16 protein-coding genes are annotated in these 23,986 nt (G+C 65.2%); 14 read left to right on the forward strand and 2 right to left on the reverse strand.

Annotated elements, in window-relative coordinates; all coding sequences use genetic code 11:
* Positions 1–5 precede the first annotated feature (5 nt).
* The 10 genes from U5A65_RS17190 (at position 6) to U5A65_RS17235 (ending at position 14,794) form a co-directional block, all read left to right on the forward strand.
* Positions 6–875, forward strand: a complete 870-nt coding sequence (locus U5A65_RS17190; protein WP_321946849.1) for an NUDIX hydrolase — start codon at positions 6–8, stop codon at positions 873–875.
* Positions 876–946: 71 nt separating this feature from the next.
* Positions 947–1,816, forward strand: a complete 870-nt coding sequence (purU, locus tag U5A65_RS17195; RefSeq protein ID WP_321907700.1) for a formyltetrahydrofolate deformylase — start codon at positions 947–949, stop codon at positions 1,814–1,816.
* Between the two features lie 248 nt (positions 1,817–2,064).
* On the forward strand, positions 2,065–3,390 hold the full coding sequence (locus U5A65_RS17200) for a nitrate/nitrite transporter (RefSeq protein WP_321946850.1): 1,326 nt from the start codon (positions 2,065–2,067) through the stop codon (positions 3,388–3,390).
* A gap of 45 nt (positions 3,391–3,435) precedes the next feature.
* The gene (locus tag U5A65_RS17205; RefSeq protein ID WP_321934332.1) at positions 3,436–4,830 is read left to right on the forward strand and encodes a NarK family nitrate/nitrite MFS transporter; all 1,395 of its coding nucleotides are present in this window, start codon (positions 3,436–3,438) and stop codon (positions 4,828–4,830) included.
* 219 nt (positions 4,831–5,049) lie between these two features.
* A complete protein-coding gene (locus U5A65_RS17210) occupies positions 5,050–8,784 on the forward strand; it encodes a nitrate reductase subunit alpha (RefSeq protein ID WP_321946851.1) in 3,735 nt (1,244 codons plus the stop codon).
* A complete protein-coding gene (gene narH / locus U5A65_RS17215; RefSeq protein WP_321946852.1) occupies positions 8,781–10,334 on the forward strand; it encodes a nitrate reductase subunit beta in 1,554 nt (517 codons plus the stop codon). Before U5A65_RS17210 ends, narH begins: the two co-directional genes overlap by 4 nt.
* Positions 10,335–10,350: 16 nt before the next feature.
* Positions 10,351–11,076 (forward strand): nitrate reductase molybdenum cofactor assembly chaperone, encoded by a 726-nt coding sequence (gene narJ, locus U5A65_RS17220; RefSeq protein WP_321946853.1) that lies wholly within the window; start codon positions 10,351–10,353, stop codon positions 11,074–11,076.
* Positions 11,073–11,756 (forward strand): respiratory nitrate reductase subunit gamma, encoded by a 684-nt coding sequence (gene narI, locus U5A65_RS17225; RefSeq protein ID WP_321907709.1) that lies wholly within the window; start codon positions 11,073–11,075, stop codon positions 11,754–11,756. Before narJ ends, narI begins: the two co-directional genes overlap by 4 nt.
* Before the next feature lie 286 nt (positions 11,757–12,042).
* A complete protein-coding gene (locus U5A65_RS17230) occupies positions 12,043–14,052 on the forward strand; it encodes a type IV pili methyl-accepting chemotaxis transducer N-terminal domain-containing protein (RefSeq protein WP_321946854.1) in 2,010 nt (669 codons plus the stop codon).
* Between the two features lie 37 nt (positions 14,053–14,089).
* Complete coding sequence (locus tag U5A65_RS17235; RefSeq protein WP_321907713.1) at positions 14,090–14,794, forward strand: response regulator transcription factor; 705 nt, start codon at positions 14,090–14,092, stop codon at positions 14,792–14,794.
* Between the two features lie 28 nt (positions 14,795–14,822).
* On the opposite strand, the gene U5A65_RS17240 is transcribed toward U5A65_RS17235, so the two are convergent.
* Both U5A65_RS17240 and uvrA read right to left on the reverse strand, forming a co-directional pair.
* Entirely contained in the window at positions 14,823–15,908 is a 1,086-nt protein-coding gene (locus U5A65_RS17240) for an AI-2E family transporter (protein WP_158756884.1), read from the reverse strand.
* Positions 15,909–16,008: 100 nt separating this feature from the next.
* On the reverse strand, positions 16,009–18,900 hold the full coding sequence (gene uvrA, locus U5A65_RS17245; RefSeq protein WP_321946855.1) for an excinuclease ABC subunit UvrA: 2,892 nt from the start codon (positions 18,898–18,900) through the stop codon (positions 16,009–16,011).
* Between the two features lie 187 nt (positions 18,901–19,087).
* On the opposite strand from uvrA, the gene U5A65_RS17250 reads away from it, so the two are divergent.
* The 4 genes from U5A65_RS17250 to U5A65_RS17265 all read left to right on the forward strand — a co-directional run bounded on the left by U5A65_RS17250 (position 19,088) and on the right by U5A65_RS17265 (position 23,954).
* A complete protein-coding gene (locus tag U5A65_RS17250) occupies positions 19,088–20,296 on the forward strand; it encodes an MFS transporter (RefSeq protein ID WP_415765044.1) in 1,209 nt (402 codons plus the stop codon).
* Between the two features lie 152 nt (positions 20,297–20,448).
* Positions 20,449–20,988, forward strand: coding sequence for a single-stranded DNA-binding protein (locus tag U5A65_RS17255; protein ID WP_158756887.1), 540 nt, complete (start codon positions 20,449–20,451; stop codon positions 20,986–20,988).
* 258 nt (positions 20,989–21,246) lie between these two features.
* A complete protein-coding gene (hcp, locus tag U5A65_RS17260) occupies positions 21,247–22,914 on the forward strand; it encodes a hydroxylamine reductase (protein WP_321946856.1) in 1,668 nt (555 codons plus the stop codon).
* Between the two features lie 17 nt (positions 22,915–22,931).
* Positions 22,932–23,954: a 2Fe-2S iron-sulfur cluster binding domain-containing protein gene (locus U5A65_RS17265; protein WP_321907722.1), complete on the forward strand. Its 1,023-nt coding sequence runs from the start codon at positions 22,932–22,934 to the stop codon at positions 23,952–23,954.
* Positions 23,955–23,986 lie beyond the last annotated feature (32 nt).

Genomic DNA, 23,986 nt, shown 5'->3' on the forward strand with positions numbered 1-23,986 from the left:
GATCGATGACCTTGCCTTGCATTCTCGACGCGCGTCGTTTCGACGCCGGCACGCATCTGCCGTTTCATATCGGTGACGAGCGCGTGGGCTGGATACGCCAGAACGACGTGGCGCTGCTCGCACGCTGGCCCGACGTGTTCGAGATCGACGGCGATGCGGGCAGCGCGCGCGTGACGCTCGCCCCGCACTTCGATAGCGTCGATGCACGCAGCGCAGCGCTTGCCTCGGTGATCGGCGCACTCGCGGGGCAAGGGCACATTCCGGGCTGGCGCAACGAAACCTACGCGATCCGCAACGCCTTCGACGCGCCGCCGCTCGCCTTTATCGAACGCGCGGCCTCGCGCTTTTTCGGCACGATGACGTACGCGTTGCATCTGAACGGCATCGTAGAATACGCAGATTCCGTGTCGCCCGGCGCGCCGCAATTGTGGATCGCGCGGCGCAGCGACACCAAGGCGACCGACCCCGGCATGCTGGACAACGTCGTGGCGGGCGGCATCGGCTGGGGCTTCGGCATCGAGGCCACGCTCGTGAAGGAGTGCTGGGAAGAAGCGGGCATCGCCGAAGACCTCGCGCGCGAGGCGCGCGCGGGCCGCACCGTGCACGTGCTGCAGTCGCTGCCGGAAGGCACGCAGGCCGAGCAGATCTTCATCTACGATCTCGTGCTCCCGGCCGACTTCGTGCCGCACAACCAGGACGGCGAGGTAGGCGAGCATCGCCTCGCGCGTATCGACGAAGCCGCGCGCTGGATCGAAGAAGGTGCGATGACGGTGGACGCGAGCCTTGCGACGCTCGACTGCCTGCTGCGCCGCCAATGGATAGACGAAGACGCGTGCGAGGGCATTGCCGCGATCTTCGAACCGCCGACGCTGTGAAAGGGCGCCGGTTCTTTTAAGCCCAAAGCCCTTTTAGCAACACCAAAGTATTGACGGGAGTTACCCAGGTCATGTCGACCGATCACAGCTTCATTCTCAAACTGTCGTGCGCCGACCGGCCGGGCATCGTGCATGCCGTGTCGGGCTTTTTGTTCGATCGCGGCAGCAATATTCTCGACTCGGCCCAGTTCGGCGACAGCCACACGGGCGAGTTCTTCATGCGCGTGCACTTCCAGCAGGTGGGCGGCGACCCGGGCCTCGACGGCCTGCGCAGCGCGTTCGAACCGCTCGCGCAAGAGTTCGGCATGCGTTGGGAACTGCATGACGCGAACGTGAAGCCGCGCGTCGTCATCATGGTCTCGAAGATCGGCCATTGCCTGAACGACCTGCTGTTCCGCTATCGCACCGGTCAGCTGCCTATCGAAATTCCGGCGATCATTTCGAATCACAAGGACTTCTACCAGCTCGCCGCGAGCTACAACATTCCGTTCCATCACTTCCCGCTGCTCGGCGGCACGGAAGCCGACAAGGCCGCGCAGGAAGCGCGCGTGCTCGAGGTGGTGAACCGCGAAAGCGTCGATCTCGTGGTGCTCGCGCGTTACATGCAGATCCTCTCGCCGCAGCTTTGCCGGGCGCTCGAAGGCCGTGCGATCAACATCCACCATTCGTTCCTGCCGAGCTTCAAGGGCGCGAAGCCGTACTACCAGGCGTTCGACCGCGGCGTGAAGCTCATCGGCGCGACGGCGCACTATGTGACGTCCGATCTCGACGAAGGCCCGATCATCGAGCAGGAAGTGGAGCGCGTGGACCACAACATGACGCCGGACCAGCTCACCGCGATTGGCCGCGACGTGGAGTGCGTGACGCTCGCGCGCGCGGTGAAGTGGCACGTCGAGCATCGCATCGTGCTCAACGGGCACAAGACGGTCGTGTTCCGCTGATCTTTCGCCGATTAAGCGCGACATCATGCCGTAGCGTGTTTTATGACGCGCTACGGCTTTTCGAATTATTCTTGTTGCTCACCGGCGCATTCGCACGCATGCGATTTTCCTTCCGCGCCAACTTATTCCCCCCGGTACTAGTCCTTAAGATCTAGCGGCGCATCGTCGCGCACTCCCTGCGGAGAATAGGCCGCGCCTTTCGTCTTTCCTACGCTTGTCACGTCAACTAAACGACAAGAGGGAAAAACATGAGAGCCGCCCTATCTCCGCAGGCGGAACCCGTAGCCGATAGCCGCGCCTGGCGCGTGCTCGGTTCGAGCACGTTCGCTTTCACGATCTGTTTTGCCGTCTGGATGATGTTCGCGATCCTCGGCATCCCGCTCAAGAAACAGCTTCATCTCACCGACACCGAATTCGGCCTGATTGCCGCGATGCCCGTGCTCACCGGTTCGCTTGCTCGCGTGCCGCTTGGCATCTGGACCGATCGCGTGGGCGGGCGCATGGTCTTCTTCATCACCATGCTCGCGACGATCGTGCCGATCTGGCTCGTCTCGTACGCGACGCAGTTGTGGCAATTCCTCGTGCTCGGCCTGTTCGTGGGGTTCGCCGGCGCGTCGTTTTCGGTCGGCACGCCTTATGTCGCACGCTGGTTCCCGAAGTCGCGCCAGGGGCTTGCCATGGGCATTTTCGGCGCGGGCAACTCGGGCGCCGCGCTCAACAAGTTCGTGGCGCCGGTGCTGATCGTCGCGGCCGGCACGTGGACCATCGTGCCGAAGGTGTACGCCGTCGCGATGCTCCTGACCGCGCTGCTGTTCTGGATGTTCTCCGCGAGCAACCCGGCGCATCGCGTGTCCGGCACGGCCACCGTGGCGAGCCAGATGCGCGTGCTCGCCGATGCGCGCGTGCTGCGCTACGCGCAGTACTACTCGGTCGTGTTCGGCGGCTATGTCGGCCTGTCGCTGTGGATGCCGCAGTACTACGTGAACCAGTACGGCTTCGGCATCGAGCAGGCCGCGTTTCTTGCCGCCTGTTTCTCGCTGCCCGGCGGCGTTCTGCGCGCGCTCGGCGGCTGGCTCTCCGACCGCTACGGCGCCTATCGCACGACGTGGGCCGTGATGTGGGTCGCGCTCGCGTGCTTCTTTTTGCTCAGCTACCCGCCGACCGATTTCACGATCCATGGCGCGCATGGCCCGATCGGTCTGCATATCAGCACGGGCCCGGTGTTCTACACGGTGCTGATGTTCGTCGTCGGCATTGCGATGGCGGTGGGCAAGGCCTCGGTCTTCAAGTTCATCGGCGACGAGTACTCCGAGAACATCGGCGCCGTGTCCGGCGTCGTGGGGCTGGCGGGCGGTCTCGCGGGCTTCGTGCTGCCGATCCTGTTCGGCCTGCTCGTCGACCTGACGGGCGTGCGCACCACCTGCTTCATGCTGATGTTCGGCGCGACCGTGGTGAGCCTGCTGTTCATGCATTTCTCGTTTCGCCCCGAAGCGCTCGCGCATGGCAGCGCGAAGCTCGCGCGCAAGGTTCGGGCTGCAACGCCTGCGTTCAAGGAAACCACGTACTCCGAATGATTCCACTTGCGCCGCGCGTGCGGCGCCTACTGTACGAGCACAATCATGTCCAAATATCTCCTGACCCAATGGGAACCCGAGAACACCCGGTTCTGGCAGGCTTCCGGCGAGCAGATCGCCACCCGTAACCTCTGGATTTCGATTCCGGCGCTGATGCTGGCGTTCGTGGTGTGGTCGCTGTGGAGCGTCACGGTCGTCAATCTCGACAAGGGCGGCTTCCACTTCACGAAGAACGAACTCTTCTGGCTCACGGCGCTGCCCGCGCTTTCGGGCGCCACGCTGCGCATCTTCTATTCGTTTCTCGTGCCGATTTTCGGCGGCCGCCGCTTCACGGCGATCTCCACGGCGAGCCTCCTGATCCCCGCCGTCGGCATGGGCTTCGCGCTGCGCGATCCGTCCACCTCGTATTCGACGCTGCTCGTGCTCGCCCTGCTGTGCGGTCTTGGCGGTGCGAACTTCAGCTCGTCGATGGCGAACATCAGCTTCTTCTTTCCGAAGGCGCGTAAAGGTTTCGCCACCGGGCTCAATGCCGGTATCGGCAACCTGGGCGTGTCCCTCGTGCAGTTCGTCACGCCGATCGTGATCTCGACGGCCGTGTTCGCGGGCCTGCTCGGCGGCGGCCAGACCTGGATGAAGGATGGCGTCGAGCACAGCATCTGGTTGCAGAACGCGGGCTTCGTGTGGATTCCGCTCATCGTCGTCTCCTCGATTGCAGCATGGTTCGGCATGAACGACATCGCCGATGCGAAGGCCTCGTTCAGCGAGCAGGCCGTGATCTTCCGCCGCGCGCACAACTGGATCATGTGCTTCCTGTATGTCGGCACATTCGGCTCGTTCATCGGCTTCTCGGCCGGCCTCGCGCTGCTCACGAAGGCGGAGTTTCCCGCCATCAACCCAACCGCATGGGCCTTCCTCGGGCCGCTCGCCGGCGCGCTGACGCGCCCCGTCGGCGGCTGGATCTCGGACAAGCTCGGCGGCGCGCGCGTCACGCTCTGGAGCTTCCTCGCGATGATCGTCGCGGTCATCGGCGTGATCGTGTTCCTGCCGGGCGGCGCGCTGGGCGGCGCACAGGGCAGCTTCTGGGGCTTTCTCGCGATGTTCGTCGTGCTGTTCGCGCTCACCGGCATTGGCAACGGCTCGACCTTCCGCATGATTCCCGTGATCTTCCTGACGCAGCATCAACGCGCCGCGAAGGGCAAGGGCGATGCGGCGCAGCACGGCGCGCTCGCCGAAGCGGGCAAGGAGTCGGCGGCGGTGCTCGGCTTCGCGGGTGCGATGGGCGCATACGGCGGCTTCTTCATTCCGAAGAGCTTCGGCACCTCGCTCGACATGACCGGCTCACCGGTTGGCGCGCTCGTGTGCTTCATCGGCTTCTATGTGGTGTGCGCGGCGGTGACGTGGTTGTTCTACGCGCGTCGCAACGCGTCCATGCCTTGCTGACCCGGACGGGTTCGGACTAGTCCTTTGGGAGTAGCGCGGCGCACGGGGACTCATCCCAAAGCGCTGCGCGCACTCTCCCCTTGATGAATGGGCAGGCCAGCGCCTGCTCGCCATACTCGGAAACGATATGAGCGCCGGCCGCCACACATGCCACGCGTGCGACGCACGCGAACGGCGACAGGCGATCGATCGATTCCAGCAGCAGTCCCGGAGAACCTGATGAGTTATTTTCTGGACCGGTTGAAGTTCATGTCGCGCGTGAAGTCGACGTTTTCGAAGGGCCACGGCGCGGTGGTGAACGAGGACCGCAAATGGGAAGACGGCTATCGCAGCCGCTGGCAGCACGACAAGATCGTGCGCTCGACCCACGGCGTGAACTGCACGGGCTCGTGCTCGTGGAAGGTCTACGTGAAGAACGGCCTGATCACGTGGGAAACGCAGCAGACCGACTATCCGCGCACGCGCGCGGACCTGCCCAACCACGAGCCGCGCGGCTGCCCGCGTGGCGCATCGTATAGCTGGTACGTGTACTCGGCGCAGCGCGTGAAGTACCCGATGATTCGCGGCCGCCTGATCGAGATGTGGCGCGAGGCGCGCAAGACGCTCGGGCCGGTTCAGGCGTGGGCCTCGATCGTCGAGGACCCGAAGAAGGCCGCGCACTACAAGCGTGCGCGCGGCCAGGGCGGTTTCGTGCGTGCGGGCTGGGACACGGCCACCGAGATGATCGCGGCGGCCAACGCGTACACCATCGGCAAGTACGGTCCCGATCGCGTGATCGGCTTCTCGCCCATTCCGGCCATGTCGATGGTCTCGTACGCCGCGGGCGCGCGTTATCTGAGCCTGATCGGCGGGGCGTGCCTCTCGTTCTACGACTGGTATTGCGACTTGCCGCCTTCCTCGCCGCAGGTGTGGGGCGAGCAGACCGACGTGCCGGAATCGGCCGACTGGTACAACTCCACGTATCTCATGGTGTGGGGCTCGAACGTGCCGCAAACGCGCACGCCCGACGCGCACTTCTACACCGAGGTCCGCTACAAGGGTACGAAGACGGTGGCCGTGTCGTCCGACTTCGGCGAGATGGTGAAGTTCGGCGACATCTGGCTCGCGCCGAAGCAGGGCACCGACGCGGCGCTTGCGCTCGCGATGGGCCATGTCGTGCTCAAGGAGTTTCACGCCAGCGGCAAATCGGCGTACTTCCGCGATTACGTGAAGCAGTACACCGACATGCCGATGCTCGTTACACTCGCCGACCGCGACGGCTCACTCGTGCCGGACCAGTTTCTGCGGGCGTCGCAACTTGCCGCGAATCTCGACGAAGCGAACAACCCGCAATGGAAGACACTTGCCATCGATGCGGCGACGGGCGACATCGTCGCGCCGAATGGCTCGATCGGATTCCGCTGGGGCGAAGGCGAGCACGACGGCGGCAAGAAGGTGGGCCGCTGGAACCTCGAAATGAAGGACGGTGGCAGCGGCCGCGAGATCGATCCGCGCCTCTCGCTCATCGATCAGCATGACGAAGTGGTCGAGGTGGGCTTCCCGTACTTCGGCGGCGAGGAGAACCAAGGCGCCGCGTTGCTCGCGCGGCGCGTGCCCGTGAAGCGCGTGACGCTCGCCGACGGCACGAACGTGCTCGTGGCCACCGTCTACGACCTGCAGATGGCCAACTACGGCGTCGATCAGGGGCTGGGTGGCCCGAACGTCGCGTCCTCCTATGACGACGACGTGCCTTGCACGCCCGCGTGGCAGGAGAAGCACACCACGGTGCCGCGCAAGCTCGTGATCCAGGTGGCGCGCGAGTTCGCCGACAACGCCGACCGCACGCGCGGCAAGAGCATGGTGATCGTGGGCGCGGCGCTCAATCACTGGTATCACAACGACATGATCTACCGCGGCATCATCAACCTGCTGATGATGTGCGGCTGTATCGGGCAGAGCGGCGGCGGCTGGGCGCATTACGTGGGCCAGGAAAAGCTGCGTCCGCAATTCGGCTGGGCGCCGCTCGCGTTCGCGCTCGACTGGTCGCGCCCGCCGCGCCAGATGAACGGCACCTCGTTCTTCTACAACCACACGAGCCAATGGCGCCACGAGAAGGTGAGCGTGGACGAGATACTCGGGCCCGGCGCCGACCGCGCGCGCTACAAGAATCTCTCGATGCTCGACCTCAACGCGAAGTCCGAGCGCATGGGGTGGCTGCCTTCGGCGCCGCAGCTTGGCGCGAATCCGCTCGACGTGGTGGACGCCGCGCAGCGCGCGGGCGTGCCGCCGGTGCAGTACGCGGTGGACCAGTTAAAGTCCGGCGCGTTGAACTTCGCCTGCGACGACCCCGACAACCCCGCGAACTTCCCGCGCAACATGTTCGTCTGGCGCTCGAACATCATGGGCAGTTCGGGCAAGGGCCACGAGTACTTCCTCAAGTACCTGCTCGGCACGCAGAACGCGCTGTTCGGCGACGAGGCCGACGCGATCAAGCCTGCCGAAGTGAACGTGCGCGAAGCGGCCGAAGGCAAGCTCGACCTGCTCACCGTGCTCGACTTTCGCATGAGCACGACGTGCCTTTACGGCGATATCGTGCTGCCCTCGGCTACGTGGTACGAGAAGGACGATCTCAACACGTCGGACATGCACCCGTTCATCCATCCGCTTTCGGAGGCGGTGCAGCCGCTGTGGGAGAGCAAGACCGACTGGGAAATCTACAAGGCCATCGCGAAGAAGTTTTCGGAGATCGGCGGCGAACATCTGGGCAAGCGCACGGACCTCGTGTGCACGCCGCTCATGCACGACACGCCGGGCGAGCTTGGCCAGGCGTTCGAGCCGAAAGACTGGCGTCTTGGCGAATGCGATCTGATCCCGGGCAAGACCGCGCCTTCGATGACGCTCGTGGAGCGCGACTATCGCGAGATCTACAACAAGTTCACCTCGGTTGGGCCGCTGCTCGAAAAGCTCGGCAACGGCGGCAAGGGCATCAACTGGAATACGGTGCACGAGGTAGGCGAGTTCGCGCAGCTCACGGGCATTCAGCACAACACTGGCGCGGCCGAGGGACGCCCGCGTCTGGAAACGGCCATCGACGCTGCCGAGATGATCCTCACGTTCGCGCCTGAAACCAACGGTCATGTGGCGGTGAAGGCGTGGGACGCGCTCTCGAAGATCACGGGCCGCGATCACGCGCACCTGGCCGAAGGCCGCGAGCACGACAAGATTCGCTTTCGCGACGTGCAGGCACAGCCGCGCAAGATCATTTCCGCGCCGACGTGGTCGGGGCTCGAATCGGAAGAGGTGAGCTACAACGCCGGCTATACGAACGTGCACGAGCTGATTCCGTGGCGCACGCTCACGGGCCGTCAGCAGTTCTATCAGGATCACCGCTGGATGCTCGACTTCGGCGAGGGCCTGTGCAACTACAAGCCCGCCATCGACACGAAGACGACCTCGTCGATGCTCGGCGCGAAACCCAACGGCGAGCACGAACTCGTGCTGAACTGGATCACGCCGCACCAGAAGTGGGGCATCCACTCGACCTACTCGGACAACCTGCGCATGCTCACGCTGTCGCGCGGCGGGCCGCACGTGTGGGTCTCGGAGGCCGAGGCGAAGGAGGCGGGTCTCGTCGACAACGACTGGGTCGAAGTGTTCAACGTGAACGGCACGCTCACGGCGCGCGTCGTGGTGAGCCAGCGTGTGCCGCGCGGCATGTGCCTCATGTATCACGCGCAGGAAAAGATCATCAACGTCCCGGGCGCGGAAACGAGCGGCATGCGCGGCGGCATTCACAACTCGGTCACGCGTACGGTGCTCAAGCCCACGCACATGATCGGCGGCTACGCGCAGCTTGCGTACGGCTTCAACTACTACGGCACCGTTGGCAGCAATCGCGACGAGTACGTGATCGTGCGCAAGATGAAAAAGGTCGAGTGGCTGGAAGGCCCGATGAAGGAAGGAGCAGCATCATGAAAATACGCGCCCAGGTGGCGATGGTCCTGAACCTCGACAAGTGCATTGGCTGCCATACGTGCTCCGTCACGTGCAAGAACGTGTGGACCTCGCGCGACGGCGTCGAGTACGCGTGGTTCAACAACGTCGAGACGAAGCCCGGCATCGGCTATCCGAAGGAGTGGGAGAACCAGGAGAAGTGGAACGGCGGCTGGGTGCGCCACGCGAGCGGCAAGATCGAACCGCGCCAGGGCCCGAAGCTCAAGGTGCTGGCGAACCTGTTCGCGAACCCGAACCTGCCCGGCATCGACGACTATTACGAGCCGTTCACGTACGACTACGAACATCTGCAGAAGGCGCGTCTCTCGCAAACGCCGCCCACCGCACGCCCCGTGTCGGTCATCACCGGCAAGAAGATGGACAAGATCCATTGGGGTCCTAACTGGGAAGACGATCTGGGCGGCGAGTTCTCGTCGCGCAGTCGCGACAAGCTGTTCGAGAACGTGCAGAAGGAGATGTACTCGAGCTTTGAGAACACCTTCATGATGTATCTGCCGCGCTTGTGCGAGCACTGCCTGAACCCTGCGTGCGTGGCGTCGTGCCCCTCGGGATCGGTGTACAAGCGCGAAGACGATGGCATCGTGCTGGTCGATCAGGACAAGTGCCGCGGCTGGCGCATGTGCATCTCGGGTTGCCCATACAAGAAGATGTACTTCAACTGGAAGAGCGGCAAGGCCGAGAAGTGCATCTTCTGCTATCCGCGCATCGAGGCGGGGCAGCCTACGGTGTGCTCGGAAACGTGCGTGGGCCGCATCCGTTATCTGGGCGTAATGCTCTACGACGCGGACCGCATCAGCGATGCAGCATCGGTTCAATCGACACAGGATCTGTATCAGGCGCAGCTCGATGTGTTCCTCGATCCGCACGATCCCGCTATCCAGGCCGAGGCGCTGCGCCAGGGCGTGCCGCAAAGCTGGCTGGATGCGGCCGTGCGCTCGCCCGTGTACCGCATGGCGGTCGAGTGGAAGATCGCGTTTCCGCTGCACCCCGAGTACCGCACGCTGCCGATGGTCTGGTACGTGCCGCCGCTCTCGCCGATCCAGTCGGCTGCGGACGCGGGCCATATCGGCATGGACGGCGTGATTCCGGACGTGGCGAGCCTGCGCATTCCCGTGCGCTATCTCGCCAACCTGCTCACCGCCGGTGACGAAAAGCCCGTGATTTCAGCGCTCAACCGCATGCTGGCGATGCGCGCGTACAAGCGCACCCAGACCGTGGACGGCGTGAACGACAACGCGGTCCTCGAGCGCACGGGCCTCACGCCCGCGCAGGTCGAGGACATGTACCGCACCATGGCGATTGCGAACTACGAGGACCGCTTCGTCGTGCCGTCGTCGCACAAGGAAATGGTCGAGGACTCGTTCAACGAGAAGGGCAGTTGCGGCTTCTCGTTCGGCAATGGGTGCTCGGGCGGCGTTTCGGAGGGCTCGCTGTTCGGCTCGAACGTCGAAGGCAGCGTGGTGTACGTCGATATGCCGAAGTCGCGTCGCAAGACGCCTTCGCAAGCTTGAGCGGGAGGACATTGTCATGTCGATTTATCCGGTTCTCTCCGCGCTGCTCGATTATCCCGAACAGCCCTTGCTCGATGCACTCGACGAGATCGAGGCCGCACTCGAGGCCGTGCCGAAGGGCGGCTGCGCGACGCACGAACTCGCGCCGCTCATTGCGGCGCTGCGTGAGCGCTCGCTGGTCGAGTCGCAGGAAGCGTACGTGGCCACGTTCGATCGCAATCCTCGCCACTCGCTGCATCTGTTCGAGCACGTGCACGGCGAGAGCCGCGCGCGCGGCCAGGCGATGGTCGATCTGCTCGACGAATACCGTAGCCACGGCCTGGACGTCGCGACGAACGAACTGCCCGACTACGTGCCGCTCTTTCTCGAAGTGCTCGGCCTGATCGACGAGGACGAGGCGAGCGCGCTGCTTGGCGAGGCGATCCACGTGCTCGCGGCGCTCGGCAATCAGCTCGAAACGAGCGCAAGCCCCTATGCGGGCATTTTTGCGGTGCTGTGCGAGCTGAGCGATGTCGAGCCGCTGCCGCTCGTGGGCGCGCCCGTGCGCGACATGGACGAGGCGCTCGAACGCTTCGGCACCGGCGCGGACGGCGTCGAGCCGCTCATGCACGCGTTCGGCGCGAGCCATTCGCCGCAGGTCGTTCAATTCCACCCGCGAGCGGAGTATGCAGCGGCCACCGCGAGCATTTCGACTGACTGCGCGGCGGCTTGCGCGCCTGACTGCGCAAAGGAATCGCCATGAACACGTTCAATCAGTTTTTGTTCGGCATCTATCCGTATATTGCCGCCGCCATCTTCCTGTTCGGCAGCCTCGCGCGCTTCGAGCGCGAGCAGTACACGTGGAAGGCGGACAGCTCGCAAATGCTCTATCGCGGGCATCTGCGCCTGGGCAATATTCTCTTTCACGTCGGCGTGCTCGGGCTCTTCTTCGGGCATCTGTTCGGTCTCCTCACGCCCGTTGCGGTGTGGGACTGGCTCGGCGTGCCGCATGCAGTCAAGCAGCTCGTGGCGATGGTCGCGGGCGGCGTGATGGGCTCGATGTGTCTGGTGGGCCTCTCGATCCTGCTGCACAGGCGGCTTTCGAACGCGCGCGTTTCGGCCGTCACTCGCGTGGGCGACAAGGTGCTGCTGTTGTGGCTGCTCGTCACGCTGCTGCTCGGGCTCTCCACCATCGGCGAATCGGCGAGTCATATGGACGGCGCGATGATGGTGCGGCTCATGACCTGGGCGCAGCACATCGTCACGTTCCGCGGCGACGCCGCGAGCTACGTAGCCAGCGCGCCGCTCATCTTCCGCCTGCACCTGTTCATGGGCATGACGCTGTTCGTGATCTTTCCGTTCACGCGGCTCGTGCACGTGTGGAGCGGCTTCGCCTCCATCACCTATCTCTCTCGCGCGTGGCAACTCGTGCGCAGCCGCTAGCGCCGACGCTAGCGGCCGGCGTTTGCCTCTGGACGGCCGTGGGGATCGGTCGTTCTTCGCGGGGAGCGAGCCACACTCGCATTCCCCGCTTTTTTCCCGATACGGGCAGGCCCGGGGACGGCGCATCTCGCGAGGCCGGGACTCGCCCGGGAAGGCCGGCGATCTGACGCATAGTGTCGCAGTTGCCCGCCTGGACCGCGACTTAGCGCAAGATCGGCCTCGCTCCGTCAGATAATGCAGGGTATAGGCACCGCCGTTTCGGCGCGGCCGATCCCCGGTACCGGCCATGACTCCGTCTTCCGATTCCGCCACCGCTTGCGCCTCGTCTGCCGGCTTTTCCGGCCCGCAGGCCGCGCCGTTCCCGAAGCGGCTCTCGACGCGCATCGTCGTGCTTTCCACGGTTGCGCTCGCGCTCGTGCTCGCGATGATCAGCGGCACGCTCTGGCTGTCCTGGCAGCTCGAAGGCGGCGGCGCGGCCATCAACGATGCGGGCAGCCTGCGCATGCGCGCGAACGCGGTGGCGATCGCGCTGTGGGAAGCCCGCACGGGCAAGTCTGCGCAAGTCGACGCCCAGTTGCATCAGCTCGACGAGACGCTGCGTGAACTGCGCGACGGCGATCCGGCGCGGCCGCTCTTTCTTCCCGCGGATGCGGGCATCCACGCGCAGTTCGAACGCGTCGCGACAGCGTGGGACGAGGCGCTCAAACCCGCTGCGCTGCGCGAGCTCTCGGCCAGCGGAGGCGAGCCCTCGACGTACATCGGCCTGCTGCCCGGCTTCGTCGACGAGGCGAACCGGCTCGTCAGCCTGATCGAGCGCGAGAACGCGCGCAAGACCGCGTGGCTGCGCATTTCGCAGGTCGTGCTCGCGGCGCTTTCTTGCGTGGGCACGCTGGCGATCGTCTATCTGCTCTACCAGTGGTTCGTGGCGCCCGTGCAGCGCTTGCAGGACGGGCTCGCGCGCATCGAGGCGCGCGAGTTCGACACGCGGCTGCCGGTCGAAACGTACGACGAGTTCGGCCATCTCGCGCAAGGCTTCAACCGCATGGTTGCGGAGCTGCAAGCGCTGTACCGGGACCTTGCCGCGCGCGTGGACGCCAAGACCGCGCAACTGGCGGCGCAAAACCGCGAACTCGCCACGCTCTACGAGATGGCGGCGTTCCTCAACACGCCGGGCGCGGCGGAAAGCGTATGCCACGATTTCCTTACGCGCGTGATGCGCGAATTCGACGCCGACGGCGGCACGGTGCGCGTCGTTTCGCCTGACGACGGCAATCTGCATCTGCTTGTTTCGGAGGGCATGCCCGAATCGATTACACGTGCGGAGCAGTGCATGCCGGCGGCGGACTGCACGTGCGGCGGCGCGACGGCCGAGGTGCCGGTCGTATTCGGCCTGATGGGGCAGCCTGGCGCGCCGGCGGGCAGCAAAGAAAGCGGCGAGAGCGGCGCAAGCAGCGCCTTCACGCAGCGCTGCCTGAAGGCGGGCTTCGTGAGCGTCGCGGTGTCGGCCATCGTCGCGCAGAACGAGACGCTCGGCACGTTCTCGCTGCACTTCCGGCGCGAGCGGGAGATTCCGCCATCGGGGGTGCAGTTGCTTCAGACGCTCGGCCGTCACCTCGGCGTCGCGCTCATGAACCGGCGGCTCGTGGCGCTCGGGCGTCAGCTCGCCGTATCCGAGGAGCGCAATCTCGTCGCCCAGGGGCTGCACGACAGCATCGCGCAAGGCCTGAGCTTCCTGAAGATGCAGGTGCATCTGCTCGACGACGCGGCGCAGCGGGGCGACCTCGGCGAGATTCGCGAGATCGTGCCGCTGCTCGCAGGCGGCGTGGAAGAAAGCTACGACGACGTGCGCGAATTGCTGCTCAATTTCCGCACGAAACTCGCGCCAGGCAAGCTGCGCCTCGCGGTGGAGGACACCGTAGCGCGCTTTCGCCGCCAGTCGGACGCCGAACTGACGCTCGACTATCGCGACGAAGACGGCCCGCCGCTGCCGCCCGACCAGCAATTGCAGGTGCTGTTCGTGCTGCAGGAGGCGCTCTCGAATGCGCGCAAGCACTCAGAGGCGCTGCACGTGCGGGTGAGCGTCGTGAACGCTCGCGACTTCCGCCTCACGATCGTGGACGACGGCGTGGGCTATGATCCCGCCGAAATCGCCTCGCGCGGCGAATCGCACGTGGGCTTTCACATCATGCGTGAGCGCGCGAGGCGTCTTGCCGCCGTGCTCGCGCTGGAAAGCGCGCCGGGGCGCGGCACGCGCGTCGAACTGGTCCTGCCCGCCGCAAGCCGCATGGCCGCGTGAAGGTGGCCGAAGACATCGCGACACGACAACGAACCTCATGACCATACGTATCCTGCTCATCGACGATCACACGCTCTTTCGCTCGGGCGTGAGCGCGCTCCTGCAGCGCCAGCCGGACCTGGAAGTGGTGGGCGAGGCGTCGGACGGCGTGGAAGGCGTCAAGCGCGCGAAGCAGCACTTGCCCGACGTCGTCCTGCTCGACCTGAACATGCCGGGCCTCTCGGGGCTCGAAACGCTGCAACTGCTCGTGGAAGACCTGCCGGACACGGCGGTCGTCATGCTCACCGTCTCCGAGGAAGCCGACGAACTCACGGCGGCGATGCGCGCGGGCGCGCGCGGCTTCCTGCTCAAGAGCATCGACGCCGACGCGCTGGTGGCGGCGATCCGCAAGGCCGCGAGCGGCCAGCCGGTCATTACCGAGCACATGACGGCGAAGCTCGTGGAGCAGATGCGCAAGCCGGCACAATCGGCCGGTGCGACTGGCGCACAGGGTTCACCCGGCGGCGCGCGCGCAAGTGCGGAGACACTCACGGCGCGCGAGCGCGACATCGTGCGCGAGCTGGCGCGCGGGGCGAGCAACAAGGAGATTGCGCGCACGCTCGACCTGGCGGAGAGCACGGTGAAGATTCACGTGCGCAACATTCTGCGCAAGCTGGGTCTCGCGAGCCGCGTGCAGGTGGCGATCTACGCAATCGAGCACGACGGCATGACCGACGTGCCCGCCGAGCCGCGCGGGCGCTGAAGGCCGCGCGCGCTTGGGACAAGGCGGCTCAGACGAGCCGCAGATAGATGAGTTCGCGCTTGATATACGCGTAAAAAATAGGCGCGGCAATCACGCCCTGAATGCCGAACGCGGCTTCCATCACGAGCATCGCGACGAGCAGTTCCCACGTGCGCGCCTCGATCTGGCCGCCCACGATGCGCGCATTCAGGAAGTACTCGAGCTTGTGGATCAGGATGAGGAACACGAGCGCCGTGACCGCCGCGGGCAGGCTCACGGTGAGCGCGATGGCGACGATCAGCGTGTTCGAGATCAGGTTGCCGATTACGGGCAGGAGGCCGACCACGAAGGTCACCACGACCAGCATCTTCGCGAGCGGCAGCGGCGCGTGAAACACCGGCAGCGCGAGCAGGAGGAAAAGGCCGGTGAACACCGTGTTGATGGCCGAAATTTTCACCTGCGCGAACACGATGCGGCGGAAGGCGTCGGCGAAACGCGCCACGCGTGTAACGAACGCCGTGGAAAGCGGCAGCCGCGTGGCGTTCTTTTGCGCGCCAATGGCGATGATCGCGCCGATGATCATGCCGATCACGATATGCCCGAAGATACGCGCGGCATTCTTGCCGCCCTGGCCGAGCTGGGTGGCGTGCTCGTGCATGAGCGCAAGGGCCTTGAGCTTCATCTGCGCGACGTCCACGGGCAGATAGGCGGCAATGGATTCGGGAATGCGTCCGCGCGCCTGGTCGACGAACGTCATCATCTGCGCCATGACCTTCTGCACGCTCGGCACGTCGCTTTCGAACTGCTCGATCACGCCCACGGTGAGCCCCGTGAGGATGCCGACGATCACGATGGAAACCAGCACCACCGAGAGCCAGCGTGCGCGGCTGCTCGACATGCGCCGCTCGATGAGCGGCGAAATGGTATGGACGAGCTGGAAGACGAGCATGCCCGCTAGCAGCGCGCCGAGCAGGTTCAGGTGCAGCACCGCCAGCATGCCGGCGAGCGCGGCCACATAGCTGCCGATCTCCACTGCCGAAAGTTTCGGCAGGCTCATGTCGCTCGTGAGCCTGACCGGCCTTGGCCGCAGGTCGCGCACCTGTTTATCTTCTGTCGCTTCGTTGCGCTTGACCATGTTGGGTGTATTCCGTCTCCAAACTTCGGGGGCGCACGCGCCCCCGACCCGTTGTTGCTGCAGCTATTTCTACTGCTAAATTTCCGGTCCGCTTAGCGGGTCATTGCCCCGACGCCGTGTCCAGCGCGGCAATCTGGCGCTTGAGCAGCGGCGCGAGATAGCGGCCCGTGAAGCTTGCCTTCGATTTCGCCACCTGTTCGGGCGTCCCCTGGGCCACGATCTGCCCACCGCCCGCGCCGCCTTCCGGTCCCATGTCCACGATCCAGTCGGCGGTTTTGATTACATCGAGATTATGCTCGATGATGACCACCGTGTTGCCCTGATCGCGAAGCCGATGAATCACTTCGAGCAAAAGCGCGATGTCGTGGAAGTGCAGGCCGGTGGTCGGCTCGTCGAGTATATACAGCGTGCGGCCCGTGTCCCGCTTGGAAAGTTCGAGCGAGAGCTTCACGCGCTGCGCCTCGCCGCCCGAAAGCGTGGTGGCCGACTGGCCAAGGCGGATATAGCCAAGGCCCACGTCCAGCAGCGTCTTGAGCTTGCGCGCCACCACCGGGACCGCCTTGAAGAACTCGTAGGCGGCTTCGACCGTCATGTCGAGCACTTCGCTGATGTTCCGGCCCTTGTATTGAATCTCCAGCGTTTCGCGGTTGTAGCGCTTGCCGTGGCAGACGTCGCAGGGCACGTACACGTCGGGCAGGAAGTGCATTTCCACCTTCAGCACGCCGTCGCCCTGGCAGCTTTCGCAGCGTCCGCCCTTCACGTTGAACGAGAAGCGGCCCGACTCGTAGCCGCGTTCCTTGGCGGCCGGCACGCCCGCGAACAACTCGCGGATGGGCGTGAAGAGGCCCGTGTAGGTGGCCGGGTTCGAGCGCGGCGTGCGGCCGATCGGCGATTGGTCGACGTTGATGACCTTGTCGAAGTGCTCCATGCCCTCGATCGCCTCGAACGGCGCCGGCTCCGCCGACGATCCATACAGATGCTGCGAGACGGCGTGATAAAGCGTGTCGTTGATGAGCGTGGACTTGCCCGAGCCCGAAACGCCCGTCACGCAGGTGAGCAGGCCGACCGGCAGGTCGAGCGTGACGTGCTTGAGGTTGTTGCCGTAGGCCTCGACGATGCGCAACTGGCGCTCGCCGGGCTCGATGCGCTCGTCGGGATAGTCGATGCGGCGCGCGCCCGAGAGGTACTGGCCCGTCATCGAGGCCGGATCGTGCTCGACTTCGCCGGGCGTGCCTTGCGAAATCACCATGCCGCCGTGCTCGCCCGCGCCCGGGCCCATGTCGACCACGTAGTCGGCCATGCGGATCATGTCCTCGTCGTGCTCGACCACGATCACGGAATTGCCGAGATCGCGTAGATGCTTGAGCGTGGAGATCAGGCGGTCGTTGTCGCGCTGATGCAGGCCGATGGACGGCTCGTCGAGCACGTACATTACGCCCGTCAGGCCCGAGCCGATTTGCGAGGCGAGGCGGATGCGCTGCGCCTCGCCGCCCGAAAGCGTCTCGGCGCTGCGTTCGAGCGAGAGATAGTCGAGCCCGACGTTGTTCAGGAACATGAGGCGCGCGACGATTTCCTTGACCACCTTGTCGGCGATCTCGCGCTTGGCGCCTTCGAGGCGCAGCGTCTGGAAGTAGCCGAGCGTGTCGCGCAGCGGCCAGCCGCTCACTTCGTAAATGGCGCGTGCCTCATCACCCGAGCCGATGCGCACGAAGCGCGCTTCACGGCGCAGGCGTGTGCCTTCGCAGTGCGGGCAGGCCTGGTTGTTCTGGTACTTCGACAGCTCCTCGCGCACGGCGGCCGAGTCGGTCTCGCGGTAGCGGCGCTCGAGGTTCGGGATGATCCCTTCGAATACGTGCTCGCGCACCGACGTGCGGCCGCGCTCGTTGATGTACGAGAACGGAATCTCCTGCTTGCCCGAGCCGTAGAGCAGGATCTTGCGCACTTTCTCCGGCAGCTCCTCGAACGCGGTGTCGATGTCGAAGTCGTAGAACGCGGCGAGACTCTGCAGCATCTGGAAGTAGAACTGGTTGCGCCGGTCCCAGCCCTTCACCGCGCCCGCCGCGAGCGAAAGGGACGGGTGCGCCACCACGCGCTTCGGATCGAAGAACGTGATCTGGCCCAGGCCGTCGCACTCGGGGCACGCGCCCATCGGGTTGTTGAACGAGAAAAGGCGCGGCTCCAGCTCCGGCAGCGAATACGAGCAGATCGGGCAGGCGAACTTCGAGCTGAACAGGTGCTCCTTGTTCGTGTCCATTTCGAGCGCGATGGCGCGGCCGTCGGCCAGGCGCAGCGCGGTTTCGAACGACTCCGCGAGGCGCTGCTTCATGTCGGGGCGCACCTTCAGGCGGTCCACCACGACGTCGATGGTGTGGCGCTCGCTCTTCTTGAGCTTGGGCAGCGACTCCACCTCGTAGATCTTCGCTTCCCCTTCGTTGGCCGTGCCGCCGCCCGAGCGCACCCGAAAGCGCACGAAACCCTGCGCCTGCATGTCGTCGAAGAGCTCGGCATGCTCACCCTTGCGGTCCACGATCACGGGCGCGAGGATCATCAGCTTCGTTTCTTCGGGCAGGGCGAGCGCGGCGTCCACCATCTGCGAGACGCTTTGCGACTCCAGCGGAATCTCGTGGTCCGGGCAGTAGGGCGTGCCGATGCGGGCGTACAGCAGCCGCAGATAGTCGTGGATCTCGGTGACGGTGCCGACCGTGGAGCGCGGATTGTGCGACGTCGCCTTCTGCTCGATGGAAATCGCCGGTGACAGACCCTCGATCAGGTCGACGTCGGGCTTTTCCATGAGCTGCAGGAACTGGCGTGCGTAGGCCGAAAGGCTTTCCACGTAGCGGCGCTGGCCTTCCGCGTAGAGCGTGTCGAAGGCCAGTGAGGACTTGCCCGAGCCCGACAGCCCGGTGATCACCACGAGCTTGTGGCGCGGCAGGTCCAGATTGACGTTCTTCAGGTTGTGGGTTCGGGCCCCACGGATACGGATCTGTTCCATGAACCTGCGGGAGAAAGGGAAACCAAACCTGCTACTATAACGACTTTTCCAGACCGCCGTTACGGCTTGCTGACGGTCTTCGAAAGGGCCCGGAGCGGCAAGTGCAAGGGCCTCGAAAGAGGCGCGTCAGGGAGCGTCCCGGTCAACAAACGTGCGGGCACTTGCGGTCCAAACACATAACGCTCCGATGTCCTCCAATTCACCCGCTACATCCTCACGCATGAGCGCGCCCGAGTTGCGCGCGACCGTATCGCTCGCGGCGATTTTCGCGCTGCGCATGCTCGGTCTTTTCATGATCATGCCGGTGTTTTCCGTCTACGCGAAAACCGTTCCCGGCGGCGACAACCTTCTGCTGGTCGGCATCGCGCTCGGCGCGTACGGCGTCACGCAGTCGCTTCTCTATATTTTCTACGGCTGGGTGTCGGACATGGTGGGCAGAAAGCCCGTCATCGCCGCCGGCCTCGTCATTTTCGCGATCGGCAGCTTCGTCGCGGCGGGCGCGCACGACATGGTGTGGATCATCGTCGGCCGCGTGATTCAGGGCATGGGCGCCGTTTCTTCGGCCGTGCTCGCGTTCATCGCCGACCTGACCGCCGAGGAGCACCGCACCAAGGCCATGGCGATGGTGGGTGGCTCGATCGGCATGTCGTTCGCCGTGGCGATCGTGGGCGCGCCGATCGTGTTTCACTGGGTCGGCATGAGCGGCCTGTTCGCGCTGGTTGGCGTGTTCTCGATTCTGGCGGTGGGCGTGGTGATCTGGGTCGTGCCCGACGCGCCCAGCAAGCCCGTGCACGTGCGCGCGCCGTTTGCCGAGGTGCTGCACAACGTGGAACTGCTGCGCCTGAACTTCGGCGTGCTGGTGCTGCACGCCACGCAAACGGCGCTTTTTCTCGTCGTGCCGCGCCTGCTCGTCGACGCGGGCCTGCCGGTCGCGTCGCACTGGAAGATCTATCTGCCGGTCATGGGCCTCGCGTTCGTCTTGATGGTGCCGGCCATCATCGTCGCGGAGAAGCGGGGCAAGATGAAGGCCGTGCTCGTTTCTGCGATCGGTCTTATCCTGATCGGCCAGCTTCTGCTCGGCTCGCTTGCGCATACACTTGTCATCGTGTCGGCCGTGCTGTTCGTGTACTTCCTCGGTTTCAACATTCTGGAGGCTTCGCAGCCTTCGCTCGTCTCGAAGCTGGCGCCGGGCAACCGCAAGGGCGCGGCCACGGGCGTGTACAACACCACGCAGTCGATCGGGCTCGCGCTCGGCGGCGTGGCGGGCGGATGGCTCCTCAAGCACGACGGCGCGAGCGCCGTGTTCTACGCGTGCTCGGGGCTCGTCTTGTGCTGGCTTATAATCGCGGCCAATATGAAGGCGCCGCCCAGGCGGGCTGAAGCCAAACGCGCTTAAAGCCAGGCGGGCCTGAGTTAGAACCAACGGTTCACAGCAACGCAATTCGCGGAGGCGGTCCGCGACCGGGGTAGGCGCTCGAAACACATCGGGCGCTCGCCGGCGCGAACCGCGCGGCCGCTCCTCGCAACGGAATCAAACAGGAGAAATTCATGGCATCCGTGAACAAGGTGATCCTCGTCGGCAACCTCGGCGCCGAACCGGAAGTGCGCTATCTGCCTAGCGGCGACGCCGTGGCGAACATCCGCCTCGCGACCACCGACCGCTACAAGGACAAGGCGTCCGGCGAGTTCAAGGAAATGACCGAATGGCACCGCGTGTCGTTCTTCGGGCGTCTGGCCGAGATCGTCTCGGAGTACCTGAAGAAGGGCTCGTCGGTGTATATCGAAGGCCGCATCCGCACGCGCAAGTGGCAAGCGCAGGACGGCACCGACCGTTACTCGACTGAAATCGTCGCCGACCAGATGCAGATGCTGGGCGGCCGCAGCGGCGGCGCCTCGGCGGGCAGTGACATGGGCGACGACGGCGGCTACAGCCAGCAGTCGGCTCCGCGCGGCGGTGGCCGTGCGTCGGGCGGCGGCGGCGCGCCGCGTTCGAGCGGTGGTGGTGCGGGCGGCGGCGCAGGCGGTGGCCGTTCGAGCGCGCCGGCTGGCGGCGGCTTCGACGAAATGGACGACGATATTCCGTTTTAAAGCGTCCAGGCGTATCTGCTGGGCCTGAAGCCCCGGCTCGACCGCAAGGTCGGCCGGGGCTTTTCATTGGCGTGTACGAACCGGGCGCCGACCTGCGACGTTTTCGCACACGTAGCCACTTCCTCGAATGAAGCGACACGTTTTCTGATTTTTGTCACGGCAGAACTCCCGCCGGCGCGTCACCATTTAAAAGATGCATGAAATTTGCATCTTACAAGACTGCTCGCACCGTCACCCCACAAGGAAAAGGAGAAAGCCGTGTTTTGCTATCAATGTGAACAGACCGACCGCACCCAGGCCACCCCGGGGTGCGCCTCGGCCAAGGGCAACTGCGGCAAGGACGCTACGACTGCGGATCTGCAGGACCTGCTGATCTACGCAGCCAAGGGCATCGCCCAGTATGGCGCGCTCGCGCGCGGCCTCGGCAGCCCCGATCGCGAAGCCGACCGCTTTATGCTCTACGCGCTGTTCACGACGCTCACCAACGTCAACTTCAACGCCAGCCGTTTCGTGGCGATGCTGCGCGAAGCCGCGCAACACCGCGATCGTGTGAAGTCGACCTACGAGGCGCACGCGCTCGCACAAGGCGTTGACGTTGCGCAGCCGGGCGGCGCAGCGCTCTGGCAACCGGGCAACGATCTTGCCGAACTGCAGGCACAGGCTGCGCTCGTCGGCATCAAGGCCGGGCTCCCGAAGGCGGGCGAGGATGTCGTGGGCTTGCGCGCGCTCGTGCTCTACGGCCTCAAGGGCGTGTGTGCCTACGCTCACCATGCGCGCGTGCTCGGTTACGAAAGCGAGGAAGTCTACGCAGGCGTCGAAGCCGCGCTCGTGTTTCTCGCGAGCGAACCGACGCAGGCCGGCGACCTGCTCGAACACGCGCTCGCGCTCGGCAACCTGAACCTCAAGGTGATGGAACTGCTCGACGCGGCGAACACGGGCCGCTTCGGTATGCCAGAACCCACCGCCGTGCGCGTGACGCCGGCCGCGGGCAAAGCCATCCTGGTTTCGGGCCACGATCTCGGCGATCTCGAGGCGCTGCTCGAAGCGACGCAGGGCACCGGTGTGCAGATCTACACGCACGGCGAAATGCTGCCCGCGCACGCTTACCCGAAGCTCAAGGCGTATGCGCATCTCGCAGGCAATTACGGCGGCGCCTGGCAGGATCAGCAAGCCGACTTCGCGAACTTCCCCGGCCCGATCCTGATGACGTCCAACTGTCTGATCGAGCCGCTGCCGCAGTACCGTCAGCGCATCTTCACGACGGGCCCGGTGGGCTGGGCTGGAGTGCGCCATCTCGAGCACCACGCGTTCGCGCCGGTCGTGCAGGCCGCGCTCGCGCTGCCGGGCTTCCGCGAAACGGCGCCGCAGGAAACCATCACCATCGGCTTTGCGCGCAACACGGTGCTCGGCGTGGCCGACAAGGTGATCGACGCCGTGAAGGCCGGCCAGATCCGCCACTTCTTCCTGATCGGCGGCTGCGACGGCGCCGCGCCTGGCCGCAACTACTACACGGAGTTCGCGCAGGGTGCGCCGAGCGACACCGTCGTCATGACGCTCGGCTGCAACAAGTACCGCTTCAACCGTCACGAGTTCGGCGACATTGGCGGCATTCCGCGCCTGCTCGATCTGGGCCAGTGCAACGACAGCTACTCGGCGATCCAGATCGCCATCGCGCTCTCGAAGGCCTTCGACTGCGGCGTGAACGATCTGCCGCTCACGCTCGTGGTGTCGTGGTTCGAGCAGAAGGCGGCCGCGGTGCTGCTCACGCTGCTCGCGCTCGGCCTGCGCAACATCCATCTCGGACCGACGCTGCCCGCCTTCCTCACGCCGAACGTTCTCGACATTCTCGTCAAGCAGTTCGGCATCTCGCCGATCGGCGACGCGCAAGCCGACCTGAACGCGGCGCTCGCGCGCAAGGCCGCTTGAGCGCGGGTGAAAACGTCATGAGTTATCAAATCGAGCTCACCACGCGCGACGGCCAGGCGTTCGGCTTCGCGTGCGAGCCGGGGCAGGACGTGCTGAGCGCGGCGGCGGCGGCGGACATCACGCTGCCGTCGCAATGCCGGCGCGGCAGCTGCGGCGCGTGCCATGCGACCGTGACCGAAGGCGCGTACACGCTCGGCGATCACAGTGCGGACGCACTTGCTTCGGCCAACCCGAACGCGGTTTTGCTGTGCCGCACGAAGCCTTCGGCCGACTTGCGCGTCGCCGCGCCGTACGATCACACGAAGGTGTTGCTGCAGCCGGTCGCCACGCGTACGGCGCGCATCGCCGCGCTGGAAACGATTGCCGACGACACGCGCCGTCTCGAACTGGTTCTCGAACCCGACGACACCAGCGGCAGCGCCGCCGAGTTCGAGGCGGGCCAGTTCGCGGAGCTGGCGTTGCCCGGTGGAAGCGTGAAACGTCCGTTCTCGCTTGCCAACACGAGCAACTGGGAAGGGCGCCTCGAGTTTCTGATCCGGCTGCGGCCGCAAGGCGAGTTTTCGGCGTATCTGCGCGATCGGGCGCAGCCCGGCGATGTGCTCACCGTGCACGGCCCGCAAGGCGGTTTCGGTTTGATCGCCGATAGTTTGCGTCCGCGCTGGTTCGTGGCGGGCGGCACGGGCCTCGCTCCCGTGCTCTCGATGCTGCGCCGCATGGCCGAATACGGCGAGATGAACGACGCGCGCCTCTTTTTCGGCGTGAATCGCGAGAGCGAGCTTTTCATGCTCGACGAGTTCGACGCGCTTCGGGCGGCGCTGCCGCAACTGCACGTCGAGCTTTGCGTGCGCGAAGCGGCCGATGGCAGGCATGGCGCGCACAGCACGCCCGTCGACGCGCTCGCCGCCGCGCTCGCAGGCGCCAGCGCGGCGCCCGATCTCTATGTTTGCGGTCCGCCTGCAATGGTGAGCGCCGCACAGGCGGTCGCGGCGCGCTCGCGCGTGCCGTCTGCACAGTTCGTCAGCGAGCGCTTCACGGCCTGAGTGGCAATGCCGTGTGTGGTTTATCTCCGTGT

This window comes from Paraburkholderia sp. J10-1 (genome assembly GCF_905220165.1).
GTDB lineage: Bacteria > Pseudomonadota > Gammaproteobacteria > Burkholderiales > Burkholderiaceae > Paraburkholderia.